General features: G+C 48.5%; 13 protein-coding genes. 7 read left to right on the forward strand and 6 right to left on the reverse strand.

Going from position 1 to position 14,876, the window contains the following annotated elements:
* Position 1: 1 nt before the first annotated feature.
* Positions 2-1,483 (forward strand): ASKHA domain-containing protein, encoded by a 1,482-nt coding sequence (locus ASN18_RS05500; RefSeq protein ID WP_085051745.1) that lies wholly within the window; start codon positions 2-4, stop codon positions 1,481-1,483.
* Positions 1,484-1,500: 17 nt separating this feature from the next.
* Here the strand turns inward: ASN18_RS05500 and ASN18_RS05505 are convergent, their stop codons facing one another.
* The 6 genes from ASN18_RS05505 to ASN18_RS05530 are packed head-to-tail and all read right to left on the reverse strand — an operon-like array spanning position 1,501 to position 9,235.
* Positions 1,501-3,663: a DNA translocase FtsK gene (locus ASN18_RS05505; protein ID WP_085051746.1), complete on the reverse strand. Its 2,163-nt coding sequence runs from the start codon at positions 3,661-3,663 to the stop codon at positions 1,501-1,503.
* A complete protein-coding gene (locus ASN18_RS05510) occupies positions 3,645-4,427 on the reverse strand; it encodes an undecaprenyl-diphosphate phosphatase (RefSeq protein ID WP_085051747.1) in 783 nt (260 codons plus the stop codon). Before ASN18_RS05510 ends, ASN18_RS05505 begins: the two co-directional genes overlap by 19 nt.
* 38 nt (positions 4,428-4,465) lie before the next feature.
* Positions 4,466-6,112, reverse strand: a complete 1,647-nt coding sequence (locus ASN18_RS05515; protein ID WP_236861545.1) for a ribonuclease J — start codon at positions 6,110-6,112, stop codon at positions 4,466-4,468.
* A 51-nt stretch (positions 6,113-6,163) separates the two neighbouring features.
* Positions 6,164-7,057 (reverse strand): ornithine carbamoyltransferase, encoded by an 894-nt coding sequence (gene argF, locus ASN18_RS05520; RefSeq protein ID WP_085051749.1) that lies wholly within the window; start codon positions 7,055-7,057, stop codon positions 6,164-6,166.
* Complete coding sequence (locus ASN18_RS05525) at positions 7,054-8,253, reverse strand: acetylornithine transaminase (protein ID WP_085051750.1); 1,200 nt, start codon at positions 8,251-8,253, stop codon at positions 7,054-7,056. Before ASN18_RS05525 ends, argF begins: the two co-directional genes overlap by 4 nt.
* Positions 8,243-9,235, reverse strand: a complete 993-nt coding sequence (locus ASN18_RS05530) for a GSU2086 family protein (RefSeq protein ID WP_236861536.1) — start codon at positions 9,233-9,235, stop codon at positions 8,243-8,245. The genes ASN18_RS05525 and ASN18_RS05530 overlap by 11 nt, the downstream gene beginning before the upstream one ends.
* 197 nt (positions 9,236-9,432) lie before the next feature.
* Between ASN18_RS05530 and ASN18_RS05535 the strand changes: the two genes are divergently transcribed.
* The 6 genes from ASN18_RS05535 (at position 9,433) to ASN18_RS05560 (ending at position 14,875) form a co-directional block, all read left to right on the forward strand.
* A complete protein-coding gene (locus tag ASN18_RS05535; protein ID WP_085051751.1) occupies positions 9,433-10,284 on the forward strand; it encodes a hypothetical protein in 852 nt (283 codons plus the stop codon).
* A gap of 133 nt (positions 10,285-10,417) precedes the next feature.
* On the forward strand, positions 10,418-10,639 hold the full coding sequence (locus tag ASN18_RS05540; protein WP_236861537.1) for a NifU family protein: 222 nt from the start codon (positions 10,418-10,420) through the stop codon (positions 10,637-10,639).
* A gap of 62 nt (positions 10,640-10,701) precedes the next feature.
* Entirely contained in the window at positions 10,702-12,120 is a 1,419-nt protein-coding gene (locus ASN18_RS05545) for an N-acetylmuramoyl-L-alanine amidase (protein ID WP_236861538.1), read from the forward strand.
* 25 nt (positions 12,121-12,145) lie between these two features.
* Positions 12,146-12,781 (forward strand): energy-coupling factor transporter transmembrane component T family protein, encoded by a 636-nt coding sequence (locus ASN18_RS05550; RefSeq protein WP_306688654.1) that lies wholly within the window; start codon positions 12,146-12,148, stop codon positions 12,779-12,781.
* A gap of 8 nt (positions 12,782-12,789) precedes the next feature.
* Complete coding sequence (locus tag ASN18_RS05555) at positions 12,790-14,373, forward strand: N-acyl-D-amino-acid deacylase family protein (RefSeq protein WP_085051755.1); 1,584 nt, start codon at positions 12,790-12,792, stop codon at positions 14,371-14,373.
* A gap of 79 nt (positions 14,374-14,452) precedes the next feature.
* Positions 14,453-14,875 carry a hypothetical protein gene (locus ASN18_RS05560; protein ID WP_085051756.1) on the forward strand — a complete coding sequence of 141 codons (423 nt, stop codon included), beginning with the start codon at positions 14,453-14,455 and terminating at the stop codon, positions 14,873-14,875.
* The last annotated feature ends 1 nt before the right edge of the window (position 14,876 follow it).

Below are 14,876 nucleotides of genomic sequence, written 5' to 3' on the forward strand. Positions count from 1 at the left end.
CATGAATCCACTAGTGTGGAAATTCTCAGCTTTACTAAACGCGCCGTCACTGACAGACAACACCTCAGACGCGGCCAGAGTTAAAGCCGCACTGGGACAGCCGCACCTGCATATCCCGCTTAGTATTCTCAGGGCGCTGCCTTCAATATTACGCAATAATGATTATAGTTTAACCGGCCTGCTTGCCCCTGTCAGTGGTGGTTATAACAGGATAGTATTCTTAGGACAGCACCAGCGGGCGTATGGCGTGGCGCTTGACATTGGAAGCACCAACATCTGGGGGGAGTTAATTGACCTTGATACCGGCCTGGTTTTATCTAAGCACGTCATGACAAACCCACAGACGCGCTATGGGGCGGACATCCTTACACGAATGTTCTATTCGATGCAGGGCGGGGCTGTGGAGCTTCATGACTGTCTGATTGAGGCAATTAATACCATTATCAACTCCCTTCGGGTAGACGCCGCAATAGCAGCCGTCCACGCCCTTGTAGTTGCCGCTAATACCACGATGACGCATTTTTTGCTGAACCTGCCAGTCAATAACATCCCCACAAGCCCGTACATCCCCGTGGTGAACGCGCCGGGGTTTCAGTCTCCGGCAAGTCTGGCAATAGATATCCATCCCGAAGGGGTAATATACCTGTTTCCAAACTCTGGCAGCTACGTTGGCGGTGATATTGTCTCTGGCATAATTGCATCTGGCATATATAAGGCTGAGGCGCCTTGCGTACTGCTTGACATCGGCACAAACGTAGAGATAGCAGTAGGGACAAAGGACTGGATACTGGTTGGGGCGGGGGCTGGAGGGCCTGCATTTGACGAGGGAATCTCCGGGATAGGCGGGCGGGCGGCTGATGGGGCAATATGCGATGTGTCTATAGATTCAACTCATACCGTAAAGCTACAGACAATAGGCGGCGCTCCCCCGGAGCGCATCTGCGGCACAGGGATGGTAAGCCTTATTGCAAGCCTGTACGAGGCAGGCATAATCGGGCAAAACGGGGCATTAATAGCTGGGAAGAAAAACGTAGTCACAGACGCACAAGGCCCCGGGTTTCGTTTATACGAATACGACAACGGCAGGCAGTTAGTTGTCTATCAAACCGAGATAAACAATTTTCTCTTGTCAAAGGCGGCGATGTTTACCCTTCTCTGCGTTATGACAAGCACGGTAGGGTTGAGCTTTTCAGAGATAGACAAGTTTATCCTGACAGGCGCACTTGGTACGCATATTAAGGCAAAAGACGTAAAAACACTGGGGCTGCTGCCCGATGTATCAGAAGACCGGATTGTACACATAGAAAATGCCTCGCTTACCGGTGCAGGACAGCTCCTTCGTGACCGCCGCCTCCTTGATGATATATCAGTGATAACAGACCTGATAACATATAAGGAGATGAACGAAGACATAGGGTTTATGAACGAGTTGCAGGGGGCAATGTTTATTCCCCACACGGATATGGCAAGGCTCAAGGCCTGATTCAAGTGTTGGAAGAATTAGTCCGAGACAAAGTTGCGGGGTTTGCCTGCCCCTTTTGATGGGCCTATGAGTCCATCTGTCTCCATTATCTCCACAATCCTTGCCGCGCGGTTGTAGCCTATCTTAAAACGCCGCTGTATTGATGATATGGAGACCTCACCCACATCACGGGCATATCTTATGACCTCGGCATATATCTCGTCCTTTTCTTCCTGGGAGGTCTCATCTGAGCCGCCTGCCTCCTCCACCACTAACGAGTCAAAGAATGTATAGTCTGGGCTGCCCTGCGCCCTGGCATAGTCAACCACAGCCTTTATCTCCTCCTCAGTAACAAAGGCGCCGTGTACCCTTTGAATCTTTGCCCCAGGGCTTAGTACCAGCATGTCGCCGCGCCCTAGTAATTTCTCTGCCCCGTGTGTGTCAAGTATCGTCCTCGAATCCACCTTTGAAGACACCATGAAGGCTATTCTTGATGGGAAGTTTGCCTTGATTATTCCCGTTATGACATCTACAGATGGGCGCTGCGTGGCCACTATCAGGTGCATTCCGGCTGCCCTTGCCATCTGCGCGAGGCGCACTATGGAGTCTTCCACATTTTTAGCCGCCGTGAACATCAGGTCTGCTAGCTCATCTATAATTATCACTATGTAGGGCAGTTTCTCAGCTTCTGGCACTGAGGCGTTAAACATATCAATGTTTCTTGCCCCGTGTTCGGCTATCAGCCTGTAGCGCCGCTCCATTTCAAGGAGCATCTTTTTTAAGGCGTCTGAGGCCTCCTTCGGATTGGTTATCACGTTTGATACCAGATGCGGTATCCCTTCATAGATAGACAGCTCAAGGAGTTTCGGGTCTATCATCAGCATTCGCACCTCTGTGGGCTTGGCCTTATATAAAATGCTCATTACCATGGAGTTGACCGCCACGCTCTTGCCTGAGCCGGTTGTTCCTGCAACAAGGAGATGGGGCATTCGCGCAAGGTCCTCTACGATGGGGTTGCCGTAGATGTCCTTACCAAGTGACAGGGTGAGGAGCGATGCCTTCTTTGTGAACTTATCAGAGGCTATGATTTCCTTTAGGCTTACGATGTTTCTGTGTTCGTTGGGGACTTCTATGCCTATGGGGGTTTTACCGGGTATCAGGGATACCCTGACCTTTATGCCGCCCATAGCACGGCCCAGGTCGTCTGACAGGGCTACGACCTTGCTGATTTTTACGCCGGGCGCTGGCTCAAACTCATACATGGTGATTACCGGCCCGGGGTGTGCCTGGGAGATTTTCCCCTCGACGCCGAAGTCTGATAGTTTTTCCCGCAGAATTGTAGCCGCCCGCTGCAGCTCATCCTTTGAGATTTCCCTGTTTTGTACCTGTGCCACGCTCAACAGCTCTGTGCCGGGCAGCGCGTACATGTCAGCTTCATGAGCTGCCTGTATAGAGGGGATAGCGGAGAGGGCTTGCCTGACCATTCTTGTTTCAGGCCTTGTTTCAGTTGGCGGCTCTTCGTGGCGGGTCTCTTCGGGCGTGTGAGTGATTATTTTTAGCTCGTGCTGGACCTCTTCCTTGACCTCTTCCTCCGGCGGCTTAGGCGTTTTCTTGTCTTTAACGGCTGCTTTTACTGGCTCAACTACGATGTCAGGGCTGACAACCGGAGTTTCGGGTATAACCTGTTCAGGCCTTGTCATTACTAATGACGATGATTTAAGTGGAAGCATCAGCATTATTGATGTAAACAGGGCGGCAAGGCTTATTATAAAAGCCCCAACCATGGAGAAAAACGTATCCAATAAATGGGTAATGGCATCACCGACAAGCCCACCCTTTATAGTATTCGTATCGAATATCATAGCAGAAAGCGACAGCACCATCGAAAAAGACACGATGAATATCATCAAGCCTACAACAATCTCAGCCCTTTTCCTTGCCCCAAGCAGCCTTCTTATGCCGTAAATAAATGCCGTCAGAGGTATCACAAAAGCAGACGTCCCAATCAGTGAAAGCGCCGAGTCAGAGAAGTATGCCCCCACAACGCCTGCATAGTTTCGAGGATGAAGATTCGTGTATGTAAACGGCGACGGGTCCCACTTATCATGTGTAAACAGGCTCACAGCACAAAATACGGCAAATAAGGCGGCTATAACTCCCCTTATTTCGTTTCTCTGATTAGTTACGATTTCTTCAGCCATATTCCCAATACTACGACCACTGCAAGGACAAACCGGTAATAGACAAAAAATGTCAAAGAGAATCTTTTCAGAAATTTTAGAAACCACGTGATAGCAACTAACCCAGCCACAAAAGAGGCCGCAACTCCGGCAATGAAAATCTTCGGGTCTATCGCCTCGCCCCTGCCGTTAAGCATGTGAATGCCGTGCAGCGCTGCCGCCCCGGCAATTATCGGCGTTGACATGAGAAATGAAAAACGGGCGGCCTCATCCCTCTTCATTCCCAGAATAAGACCGCTTGATATGGTTATCCCGCTTCTGGAAACACCGGGGATTATGGCTATTGCCTGCGACACGCCTATAATCACCGCGTCAGTGACCGACAGGTCGTTCACTCCGGTGAGTTTAATGCTCTGTTTTTCTGCAAGATACATAACGATGCCGACCACTACGAGGGAAGCCGCAATTACCCAGGGGCTTCTAAGATGGGAGTCTACAAATTTATCAAGGAGCTTACCCACAACCGCCCCCGGTATTGTGGCTATTACAAGGAGCATTAAGAGCCTCTGCTTCCTCAGCAGTATCTCTAGCCAGTCCTTGAAAAACACTATCAGCAGCGCTAACAACGTGCCCACATGCAGGGCTATATCAAAGGACATCGAGTTAATTACGCCCCCCCAGCCCAAAAACCACGGCACGAGAATCAGATGGGCGGTGCTGCTTACCGGCAGAAACTCGGTAACCCCCTGCACTATTCCCATCAGAATTGACTGTAGGATTTCCATCTGCGTTATATCTCCCGTTATCTTAACATGGCTTGCGCTTATACCGGCACTATAACCGGCATTATCATAGGACGCTTGTCTGTCTTATTTCTAATGTATTTCTTCAGGGCACTCAGGATTTTCGCGTGCAGGACGTTCATATCGCCGTGCGTGCCTTCGTCTGGATTGGCGGCAATAGAGTAGATAATATTAGCCGCCTCCTTTGCCATGTCGCCTGTGTTGTGTTCAAATATAAAACCCTTTGTAATGAATTCTGGGCCTTCCTCTACGCGGCCTGTTTCCTTGTTGACTGTCAGGACTACGATGACAAAACCGTCCTGGGCCAGCCGCCTCCTGTCTTTAAGAATCATGTCGCCTATATCGCCAAAGCCTTTGCCCTCGATAGACACACGACCAGCCGGTACACTGTTTATACGGGACGCCCCAGTTTGAGACAGCTCAAGGACGCAGCCATCTTCCAATATATAGATGTTTTGGCGCGGGATGCCAAGTCCCTCTGCCAGCTTGGAGTGATAGACGAGGTGTCTGTATTCTCCATGAATGGGTATGAAATAACGGGGCTTAACTATGTTTATCATCAGTTTCAGCTCCTCCTGAGAGGCGTGCCCTGAGACATGCACCTCGGAGATTTTGTCATAGATGACATTAGCGCCACGCCTGAATAGGTGGTTAATAATCCTGCCCACTGCGCGCTCGTTTCCAGGGATTGCCCGCGCGGAGATTATTACTGTGTCTGCCGGGGCAACCTTGATGTGTTTGTGTTCGTTCATTGCTATGCGTGTCAGAACGCTCATAGGTTCGCCCTGGCTGCCTGTTGTGATGATAACGGTCTCGTTCGGGGCAAGGGAGTTAATCTGCTCTACTTTCAGCCATGAGTTGCCGTTCATTGTCAGGTAGCCCAGGTCAATGGCAATCTTGGCGTTAGAGATTATGCTCCTGCCGCAGAGGATGATCTTTTTACCAAATTCGGCGGCAACATCTATGGCCTGCTGAATCCTGTGGATGTTTGACGCGAAGGTGGCTATGATGATCCTGCCGCCAGCCTTTGAAAATATGTCATGAAATGCCCGTTTTACAATCTTTTCTGACGGGGTAAAGCCGGGTTTTTCAGCATTTGTGCTGTCTGAGAGCATGGCAAGGACGCCTCTTTCTCCATATTCTGAAAAGCTGCCGAAATCCAGCAGTTCGTTATCCACCGGCGAGGAGTCAAACTTAAAATCCCCGGTGTGAATTATTACTCCGGCAGGGGTGGTGATAGCAAGCCCCACGCCGTCTGCTATGCTGTGAGTTACCCTGATGAATTCCACTACAAAATCGCCAAGCTCTGCCTTGTCCTTGGGCTTTATTTTAACGAAGTTAATATTCTTTACGTTATGTTCTTTTATTTTGTCTTTGATCAGGCCAAGCGTAAGCGAAGTGCCATAGACAGGAACAGCGGTGCCGAGGTCGCGAAGGAGAAAGGGCAGCGCCCCTGTGTGGTCTTCATGACCGTGCGTTATTATTATTCCCCTGAGTTTGTTCTTTCTCTCGATGACATAACCGTAGTCGGGGATAACGAAGTCAACGCCAAGCAGGTCATCATCGGGGAACATCAGTCCGGTATCGACGATAATCATGTCGTTGTGTGTCTCGAACAAGGTCATGTTCGCGCCGATTTCCTCGACCCCGCCAAGGGGTATTATCATCACTTTATCTGACAGTTTGTTTCCCTGTGACATATTATTTTTGTTACAACATCATTCAATCAGCATTTCCAGCACGGCCTTTTGCGTGTGAAGACGGTTTTCTGCCTGGTCAAATACGGCGCTTTGAGGGCCTTCGATGACAGAGGCGGTTATCTCCTGTCCCCTGTGCGCTGGAAGACAGTGCAACACTATGCAATCAGGTTTGGCGTATGACAGGAGGTTGTCGTTTATTTGATAGCCTGCGAATTTCTGTTGTTTATCTGCGATGTCGTCCTTGTCGCCCATGCTTATCCAGACATCGGTATAGAGGACATCGGCGCCTGTGGCGGCGTCTTTCGGGTCTTGCACAACGTTTATACGGGCCTGTGTGTCTAATATGTCTGGCGCCGGGGCATAGCCTTCAGGTGAGGCAATGTTTAGTTCCATGTCCATTTGTGCTGCCCCTTCTATCAAGGAGTTCGCCACGTTATTGCCGTCTCCTATGTAGGCAATCTTAATGCCTTTGAGGCGGCCTTTTTTTTCTTTTATTGTCATTAAGTCAGCCAGAATCTGGCATGGATGGTGTGTGTCGGTAAGGCCGTTTATCACAGGGACAGACGAATACGCGGCAAATTCGGCTGCGATCTTATGCTCAAACGTGCGTATGACTATACCGTTGAGATAGCGTGAAAACACACGTGCAGTGTCTGCAATCGGCTCACCTCTGCTTAACTGGCTCTCACCTTGTGTGAGGTAAAGCGGCTGCCCGCCAAGCTGGTATATGCCAACCTCAAATGAAACCCTTGTTCTGGTTGAGGTCTTATAAAACAACATCCCTATGCTGCGCCCAAGCAGGGGTTTTTTGCCCGCTGCCTTTCCGCTTTTAAACTCTGTTGCCCTATCCAGCAGCGCGGTAATTTCAGAGGCCGTAAAGTCTCTTATAGTAAGGAAGTCCCTTTTTTTCACGACAGCCGCTCCATTATCTCTTTTAACACGGTTACAAGGCGGTCAATGTCCTCCTCCGTCACGATCAAAGGGGGCATGAATCTCAGCGTGTTTCCTGCCGTACAGTTTATTAATACACCGCGCTCAAAACATGCCTGAACCACCATTGAGCAATCCCTGGTAAGCTCCATGCCGATTAACAGCCCCTTTCCTCTGACATCTGTGATTACCTTGGGGAACTGTTTCTGTAATTTCAGGAGAGAATCCATGAAATACTCCCCCATTCTCCTGCATTCACTGAGCATGATGCCGTCCTCAAGCAGGGTCTCAAGCGTTTCAAGGGCAGCTGCGCAGGCAAGCGGGTTACCGCCGAATGTAGAGCCGTGGCTTCCAGCGGTAAATGCCTTTGCCACTTCCTCACGTGCCAGCGTTGCCCCGATTGGTACACCGCCTCCAAGCCCCTTAGCAAGTGTCAGAATGTCTGGCTCTATGCCGTATTGCTCATAGGCAAACAACGTCCCTGTCCTGCCTGTGCCGGTTTGTATCTCGTCGAAGATCAACAAAATCCCTAGTCTGGTACAGAGGTCACGGACATGTTTAAAATAATTATCTGTGGCCATTTTAACGCCGCCCTCACCCTGTATCGGCTCAAGCATAACGGCACAGGTGTTCTCATCGATAGCCGACTTAAGGGCCTCATAGTCGTTAAACGGGACATAGGAAAACCCCTGCAAAAGCGGTTCAAAGCCGACGTGAAATTTCGGCTGCCCCGTAGCCGTCAGTGTTGCCAGCGTGCGGCCGTGGAACGAATTTAATGCGGTGATTATACCGATTTTCTCCACGCCGAAACGTCCTTTCGAGTGTTTTCTTGCCAGCTTTATCGCTGCCTCGTTTGCCTCAGCGCCGGAATTAGAAAAGAATACCCTGTCGGCAAATGAATAATCACACAGCAGCTTGGCCAGCTTTATTTGAAATTCGTTGTGGTACAGGTTTGATACATGCACGAGCTTCTGTGCCTGTTTCTGAATGGCGACTACATGACGTGGGTGGCAGTGTCCCAGTATGTTTACGGCAATACCGGCCATAAAATCCAGATACTCCTTGCCGTCGGCGCTCCAGAGCTTCATCCCTCTGCCCTTGACCATCACAACCGGAAAACGCTTATATGTGTCCATAATATACTGATTTGACTCATCTAGTAGCTTTTTAACTTCCATCGCCGTCTTGTCCTTTCAGGGTTTCTTTAATGGCAGCCGCTAAGAGCGGGAACATTATCTCATGGTGGCCTATGAGGTTAATGGCCGAATCGCTGCTGTGGGCCGGTCTTTTCAGCACATTGACCTGCGCCCTGTAGTGGCTTATAAAGTCCATATTAATGGCTGTAAAGCGCTCAATATTATCGCCGGGGCTGGTATTTCTAGCCAGATTAAGTGCCTTCATAAAGACCTCCGGTATTATAACGGCAGAGCCAAGGTTTATGAACACACCGCCCTCAAGCCCTCTGATAAGCGTAGCAAGGAGACGAAAATCCCGCAGGCTTCCCTCCCCTATAGCCCTTCCATCGGCTTCCGGGTGCATATGAATGATGTCAGTTCCAACTGCGACATGCACCGTTACGGGCAGCCCTAACTCACAGGCGCGCGCAAAGATGCTGATCTCCTTATTTTTAATGGCCTTGTCATGGAGAATAAAAGAGCCGATTGCCTTCCCAAGCCCAAGACCTTTTTCAACACCTTTAACGATAGCGGTATTAAGCATAACGCCGGTCTCTTCGGCCATGCCAAATTGTCCCTTACACAGCTCTGCCGCTACGTCCTCGGATGTAAACCCGGCATAGGCAAGCTCGAAGTCATGCACAATAGACGCCCCGTTTGTGGCAAGGGCAGTTATAATGCCGCGCTCCATCAGGTCTATGATAATGGGTGATATGCCGACTTTAATAGGGTGAGCGCCCATGCCCAGAATGACTGGACGGCCATTTTTGTGCGCTTCAGAGATACGCGCTGCCGCACGCCTCAGGTCTGCCGCTGCAAGAATATCTGGGAGGCTTGATAAGAACTCCCAAAAAAGCCCACCACGCTCATATGGTCTGCCAATCTTCTCAATGGCTACCTTGCTCTTTCTGTCGGCCAGAGAGTATCTCTTTACACCGAGAATTGAGGGGTCTGCGGTCATTGCCTTATTATTATCTTCTAACATTAGGTGGATTTTAACATAAAACGATTGAAATAGCATATAGTTTAGGAGGCGCACAACATGGCTTACGAGGTTTTAAATGTGGTATCGCAGACTTAATTGCCCTGAAAAACAACATGTCATTATGGTAAAATATCCCTGACGGTAAATACTGACATAACTGTATGGGTATTACAATTTTGTATTAAGGAGAGTGCCCTATGACTATAGTGAAATTTGGCTTTTGTTTTGTTGTGTGCCTGATAATTTTGACTGGTGATCTCTTGGCACAGGAAAAAGGTTTGTCCGATGTGCAGAATTCCAAATATACATTTATAATGAGGGCTTACAATAAACAGATAAACTCAGAGTGCAACGCTGTCCTCAAACCAGATATCGCAGTTATACAGGGAACGCTAAGAGCTGATGATGCAGACGCTGTAAAGGCATCTAAAGAAATTGATAAAAAAGTCAAACATCTGGACGACATCGTAAAAAATAAAACAGGCCGTCTAAACTTACAGGAACTAGTGCGCACCATTGAAGTAAAAAACAAACGAGGGGATGCAGGAGCTGACCAAAGCGCTGATAAACCTGTTTTTATGCTTATACAGCACGTAGAGGCTGTCTTTCCTCTTGATAAGAATATAGATATTGATAAAGCTCTTACAGAGCTTACTCAGGCCGGTCTGGATTTAAGAGGCAGCGCTTATGCCTCCATGCACTCAACAGGGGCATACATAGTGGTAAGCTACCGGCTTTCAAACATGAAGGAGCTTACAGTCAAAGTACACGATGATTGCCGCTTAACAGCGTGGAAGAACTGGTGTTCATCAAACGCAGCCGACAACATGCAGCAAGTGTGTGCTTCAGCGTATAAAGATATTGCAAGTGCGCTGGTTACAAGGTCTTTAAGGCTTACTTCCCAGCCTGTACGCGATAAGAGCGGCTCATCACGTGCCATACAGCTTTATTACCCATGGCAGGACGGGCAGTTTAACGCTATCGAACTAATAGGAAATATTAAGCTCAATCTGACAGGGAATATAGACATGATGTTGTCAGACCGCTAAGGTCTCAGTAACAATAATGAGCTCACCCCAGACTGTCTTTTCCTAAAGAAATATTATTGTGCGCCGATACGTATAAATGTATTAGTAAAATAGTGAGCTATGTGATATAATTAAGTATGAGGTTGAATACATAGTGGATAAAGAAGCTCTGGACAGAGTTATAGAAAAGGTTAGTGAAAAGCTCAAGGCCGAGGGCGGGGGGATTGAAGTCATCGGCGTGAAGAACGATATGTTGTATGTTAAGCTGCTCGGTTCATGCGAGACATGCCCAATGTCTGGTCTTACGATGAAAAATTGGGTCGAAAAGACTATTCTTGAGGCTCTGCCGTCTCTTAAGGGGGTCAAGGCGGTCTGATGCTGCGCCGTTTCCTATATATCGTTCTGTTTGTATGCGTTGCCATAGGATGTTATTATGGCATGTCGCGCGCCAGCGCTACGCCTATAACTCAGATAAAAGACATCCGCTATTTTGCCTCAAAGGACTATGTGCGAGTCGTCATCGACCTTGTTTCTCTGACAAAATTCAAAAAAGGCGAGCTTAAAGACAGCAAGAAGATATATTTCGATATCGAACATGCCTCAGTGCTGAACTTTATGAAGAGGCAAGTCGATGTCGATAACTCAATCGTCAAAAGAATCCGGGTCGGACAGTTCGACAAGGAAACAGTCAGGGTAGTTGTTGACCTTGACAATTACGAGGACTATAAGATTTTCACATTAATAAATCCAGACAGACTTGTTGTAGATATATACGGGGTAAGAGAGGCAGCCCCAGCCGAAAAGGACAGCATTGATAAACCCGCAGATGCCCCAGCCGCAACTGCAGGTGCAGCTAATGAACCGCCGGTAACCTCAGTAACCAAAGAAGCCGCAATTACTAAAGAACCGATTAAAGAACCGGAAGTAGTTAAAGAACCAGAGGTAGTTAAAGAGGCAGCTAAACCAGCTAAAGAACTAGCGAAAGCGCCTGAACCTGAAAAAACACATGAAAAAATAACTGAAAAGATACCTGAGACCGATAGAACTACAGAGAAAACTCACGAGGTAGTCAAACCACCCATCGAAACAGGCAGGCACAAGACCAAATCGGCACGGCAGAGCGAACCAATGATAACCAGAAAGACTATAGTCATAGACCCAGGGCACGGCGGGCACGACCCCGGGGCTTTGAGCAAAAACGGCCTCAAAGAAAAGGATGTTGTCCTCGATATATCTCAGCAGCTTGCAAGGTTACTCAGGGAAAAATATTATTTTGATGTGCATATGACACGTTCAGACGACCAGTTCATATCGTTGGATGAGCGTACTGCTATTGCTAACGGTAAGAGGGCAGACTTATTTGTCTCCATTCACGCTAATGCAAACAACTCGCCAACCATAAAGGGGATAGAGACATACTTTCTGAACTTTTCCAACTCCGATGAGGCCATGCGCGTGGCTGCCCGTGAGAATGCCATCTCCATGAAGCAGATGAAAGAGGTGCAGTCTGACCTGGGTCTCATTCTGGCATCTTTGGCGCGAGAGAGCAAGCGTGATGAATCGCTGCACCTTGCCCATTATATTCAAAAGTCACTTATCTCCAAAGTCGGCAAAAAGCACAGAGGCGTAACCGACCATGGAGTCAAACAGGCATTGTTCTATGTTTTAGTCGGGGCATCCATGCCAGCAGCCCTGGTAGAGATATCATATATTACTAACCCCACAGAAGAGAGACTCCTTAGCACTGATGAGTACAAGGAGCTTTTGGCCGGGGCCATCGCCTACGGCATCAATAAGTACATTAGCTCACTGCCTGACTCCCCACAGTACGCTAGGGCATCGGCACATAAAAAATAGGCAGCCACCAATACATTACCGGCAGATGAAATTTTCACCTGAATTTAAGATTACCCTTTATGTGATTTTCATTGCGGTCACATTTTTAATGAAGGATCTACAGTTTTTTATTATATCAAGCGCAGCCGCTGCATGTTTTTTTTTCCTATATCCTGACAAGGCAGTTCGCAGGGGCATTGTGCCGGTTTCCATTTTTCTGTTCATAACGTTTATGAGTGGGCTGTGTTTTACCGGCGGCAGGGTTATTGTGTCATTTGCCGGTGTGGACATAACTCACGAGGGGCTTAATGATGCGATTGTGAAGACCGCTCGGGTATTTCTGATGATAGTAGGTGCAAAAATCCTGATGCTCACCACAGGCGTTGATGACATGATTGCTGGGTTAAACAGGATGATGCCTTCATCAAAATCACGGGGAAAGACCGCCGGAAAGTCGTCGGTTGCGGATTTTGTGGAGATTACTGGTATGACTTTAAAGGCATTTCCTGCAATTGTCCTGCGGCTGAAGCGTGATTTCAGGGAAAAGGCCGCTGATGCCCGTCCCACAGGACTGATAGACAGGGCACGGCTTTCTGCCTCTCTTGCCATACCCATGCTTGGGGAGATTATCAATTCACCGGAAAAAATATTTGGCGAACTAACGGACAACAGTAATAATTAAGGAGAACTATGTTAGACATATTAATTAAAAATGCACTAATTTACGACGGCACCGGCAGGCAGCCGTACTCTGCTGACATTGGGATCACAGGCAAAAAGATTGCCTTCGTCTCAGACACTGTAAACGCGGCAGCCGAACTTACTATTGACGCCGATGGACTTATCGCCTCCCCAGGCTTTATTGACGTACACAGCCATTCTGAGTTCAGCCTTACAAGTCATCCTGAGGCAGACTCTAAACTCCTCCAGGGCGTTACAACGGAGATAAACGGCAACTGCGGGTTTTCAGCAGCGCCGATTTACAATGAAGCAAGGCAGAATCTGGAGAAGGAATTCCTCCTTCACAAGGTACAAAAGCGCTGGCAGACCTTTAAAGAGTACAACAAAGTCCTTTCTGAGGCCAAACCTGCCATAAATTTTTCCACCCTTACAGGGCATGGAAACATCCGTGCCTCTGTGCTTGGATACAAAAACCAGGCGGCGGAAGGGGCAGATATTGCAAATATGGCGGCACTTCTGCGGGAATCTGTTACTCACGGCTCAATCGGAATGTCTACAGGCCTGATATACTCACCCGGCGTATACTCATCAAACGCCGAGCTTATCGAACTGATAAGACAATCAGGCGTCTCAGACCTGATTTATGCAACCCACATGAGGAGCGAAAGCGACGCCATTATAGAGTCCATCGAAGACACCATCGAAATTGGAAGGCAAACCGGCATAAAGATTCACATCTCTCACCTGAAAACAGCGGGCAAGCACAATTGGCACAAAATTGACGCCGTACTCAGGTTAATTGCAGACGCCGCCGCTGAGGGTATCAAGATTACCTGTGACCGCTATCCATACACGGCCTCACAGACCTCGCTGGACACGGCACTCCCCTCGTGGACATATGAAGGCGGAGACGAGGCAGAGCTGGCACGGTTGTCAAACCCCACTGAGTTAAAGAAAATCAAGGCGGAGACTGCCGCCTTTCGTGAAAACGATGACTACTGGAAGGGAGTCCTTGTGTCATCAGTAAAAACTGAAAAAAACCGGCACCTTGAGGGGATGACCATCGCCGATGCCGCAGCAGGGGCAGGGGCTAAACCCATAGACTTCGCCATTGACCTGTTACTTGAGGAACGCCTTGCCGTAGATGCTATATTTTTCTCAATGAACGAGGACAATCTGAGGCGCATACTGTCATTGCCGAACTGTATGGTAGGGTCTGACAGCACTATAAGACCAATTTCACAGCACAATGGCTCAAATGGTCAATCTGGAAAACCGCACCCGCGAGGCTTTGGGAGTTTCCCCAGGTATTTGAGTAAATATGTCCTGTCTGAGGGACTGATGCCCCTGACTGAGGCAATAAGAAAGATTACTGGCCTGCCTGCAGAGACGTTTGGATTAAAAGACCGCGGAGTGCTGAGGGAAAACGCATATGCCGACATCACACTCTTTGATGAAAAGCGAATCAGAGATACATCAGACTATGCACAACCGTGGAGTGCCCCGGAGGGCATAGAATACGTATTTGTCAATGGCCGTCTTGCAGCCAAAGGCGGCAGCCTTGCGCCAGTGAGGGCCGGTATGTTGTTATAGAGAGGTTGCCTGAACTTGACACGCCCGGCATCTACCTAATCTGAAAATTTAGAAGATATTACATTGAGGGCAAATCAATATGGACTGGAAATTTTCACCCCTGCAGGTGTTGACCGGCGAGGTGCAGTATTCAATAGTGGATTATAGAAAAGACCTCAAAGAGGAGGTTCTCACAACCCTTGCCAACTTCAATATGGATGAGTATTCGACGAACTTCTATGTCGATTACATCTATACACTGTTTTACTGGCTTGCCACAAATCAAACTGTCCTGACATACAGCAGGTTCATAGCGGAGCGGCTGCCGGATGACTTAGAACTGAAAAAGACCCTCACCAGCACAGAGTTCTTATATTCCCTCGAACTAGATAATGTCAACTTTGTCGATATGATGCGGGCAATACTCACTACCCTCACCCTGGGGTTTCTGAAAGATGGCCTGTCGATTGAAGACGCGCGAAATGCCTTGAAAAACACGGTAGGGTTCTCCCGAGAAGTCTGAC

Source organism: Candidatus Magnetominusculus xianensis (genome assembly GCA_001541255.1).
GTDB classification, from domain to species: Bacteria; Nitrospirota; Thermodesulfovibrionia; order Thermodesulfovibrionales; family Magnetobacteriaceae; genus Magnetominusculus; species Magnetominusculus xianensis.

What these genes read in the sequence shown, in the direction of transcription:
- ASN18_RS05505 (WP_085051746.1), bottom strand. Translation starts at nt 3,663, where the DNA reads ATGGCTGAAGAAATCGTAACTAATCAGAGAAACGAAATAAGGGGAGTT.
- ASN18_RS05535 (WP_085051751.1), top strand. Translation starts at nt 9,433, where the DNA reads ATGACTATAGTGAAATTTGGCTTTTGTTTTGTTGTGTGCCTGATAATT.
- ASN18_RS05555 (WP_085051755.1), top strand. Translation starts at nt 12,790, where the DNA reads ATGTTAGACATATTAATTAAAAATGCACTAATTTACGACGGCACCGGC.
- ASN18_RS05510 (WP_085051747.1), bottom strand. Translation starts at nt 4,427, where the DNA reads ATGGAAATCCTACAGTCAATTCTGATGGGAATAGTGCAGGGGGTTACC.
- ASN18_RS05560 (WP_085051756.1), top strand. Translation starts at nt 14,453, where the DNA reads ATGGACTGGAAATTTTCACCCCTGCAGGTGTTGACCGGCGAGGTGCAG.
- ASN18_RS05500 (WP_085051745.1), top strand. Translation starts at nt 2, where the DNA reads ATGAATCCACTAGTGTGGAAATTCTCAGCTTTACTAAACGCGCCGTCA.
- ASN18_RS05525 (WP_085051750.1), bottom strand. Translation starts at nt 8,253, where the DNA reads ATGGAAGTTAAAAAGCTACTAGATGAGTCAAATCAGTATATTATGGAC.
- ASN18_RS05515 (WP_236861545.1), bottom strand. Translation starts at nt 6,112, where the DNA reads ATGATAATACCCCTTGGCGGGGTCGAGGAAATCGGCGCGAACATGACC.
- ASN18_RS05545 (WP_236861538.1), top strand. Translation starts at nt 10,702, where the DNA reads ATGTCGCGCGCCAGCGCTACGCCTATAACTCAGATAAAAGACATCCGC.
- ASN18_RS05530 (WP_236861536.1), bottom strand. Translation starts at nt 9,235, where the DNA reads ATGTTAGAAGATAATAATAAGGCAATGACCGCAGACCCCTCAATTCTC.
- ASN18_RS05550 (WP_306688654.1), top strand. Translation starts at nt 12,146, where the DNA reads ATGAAATTTTCACCTGAATTTAAGATTACCCTTTATGTGATTTTCATT.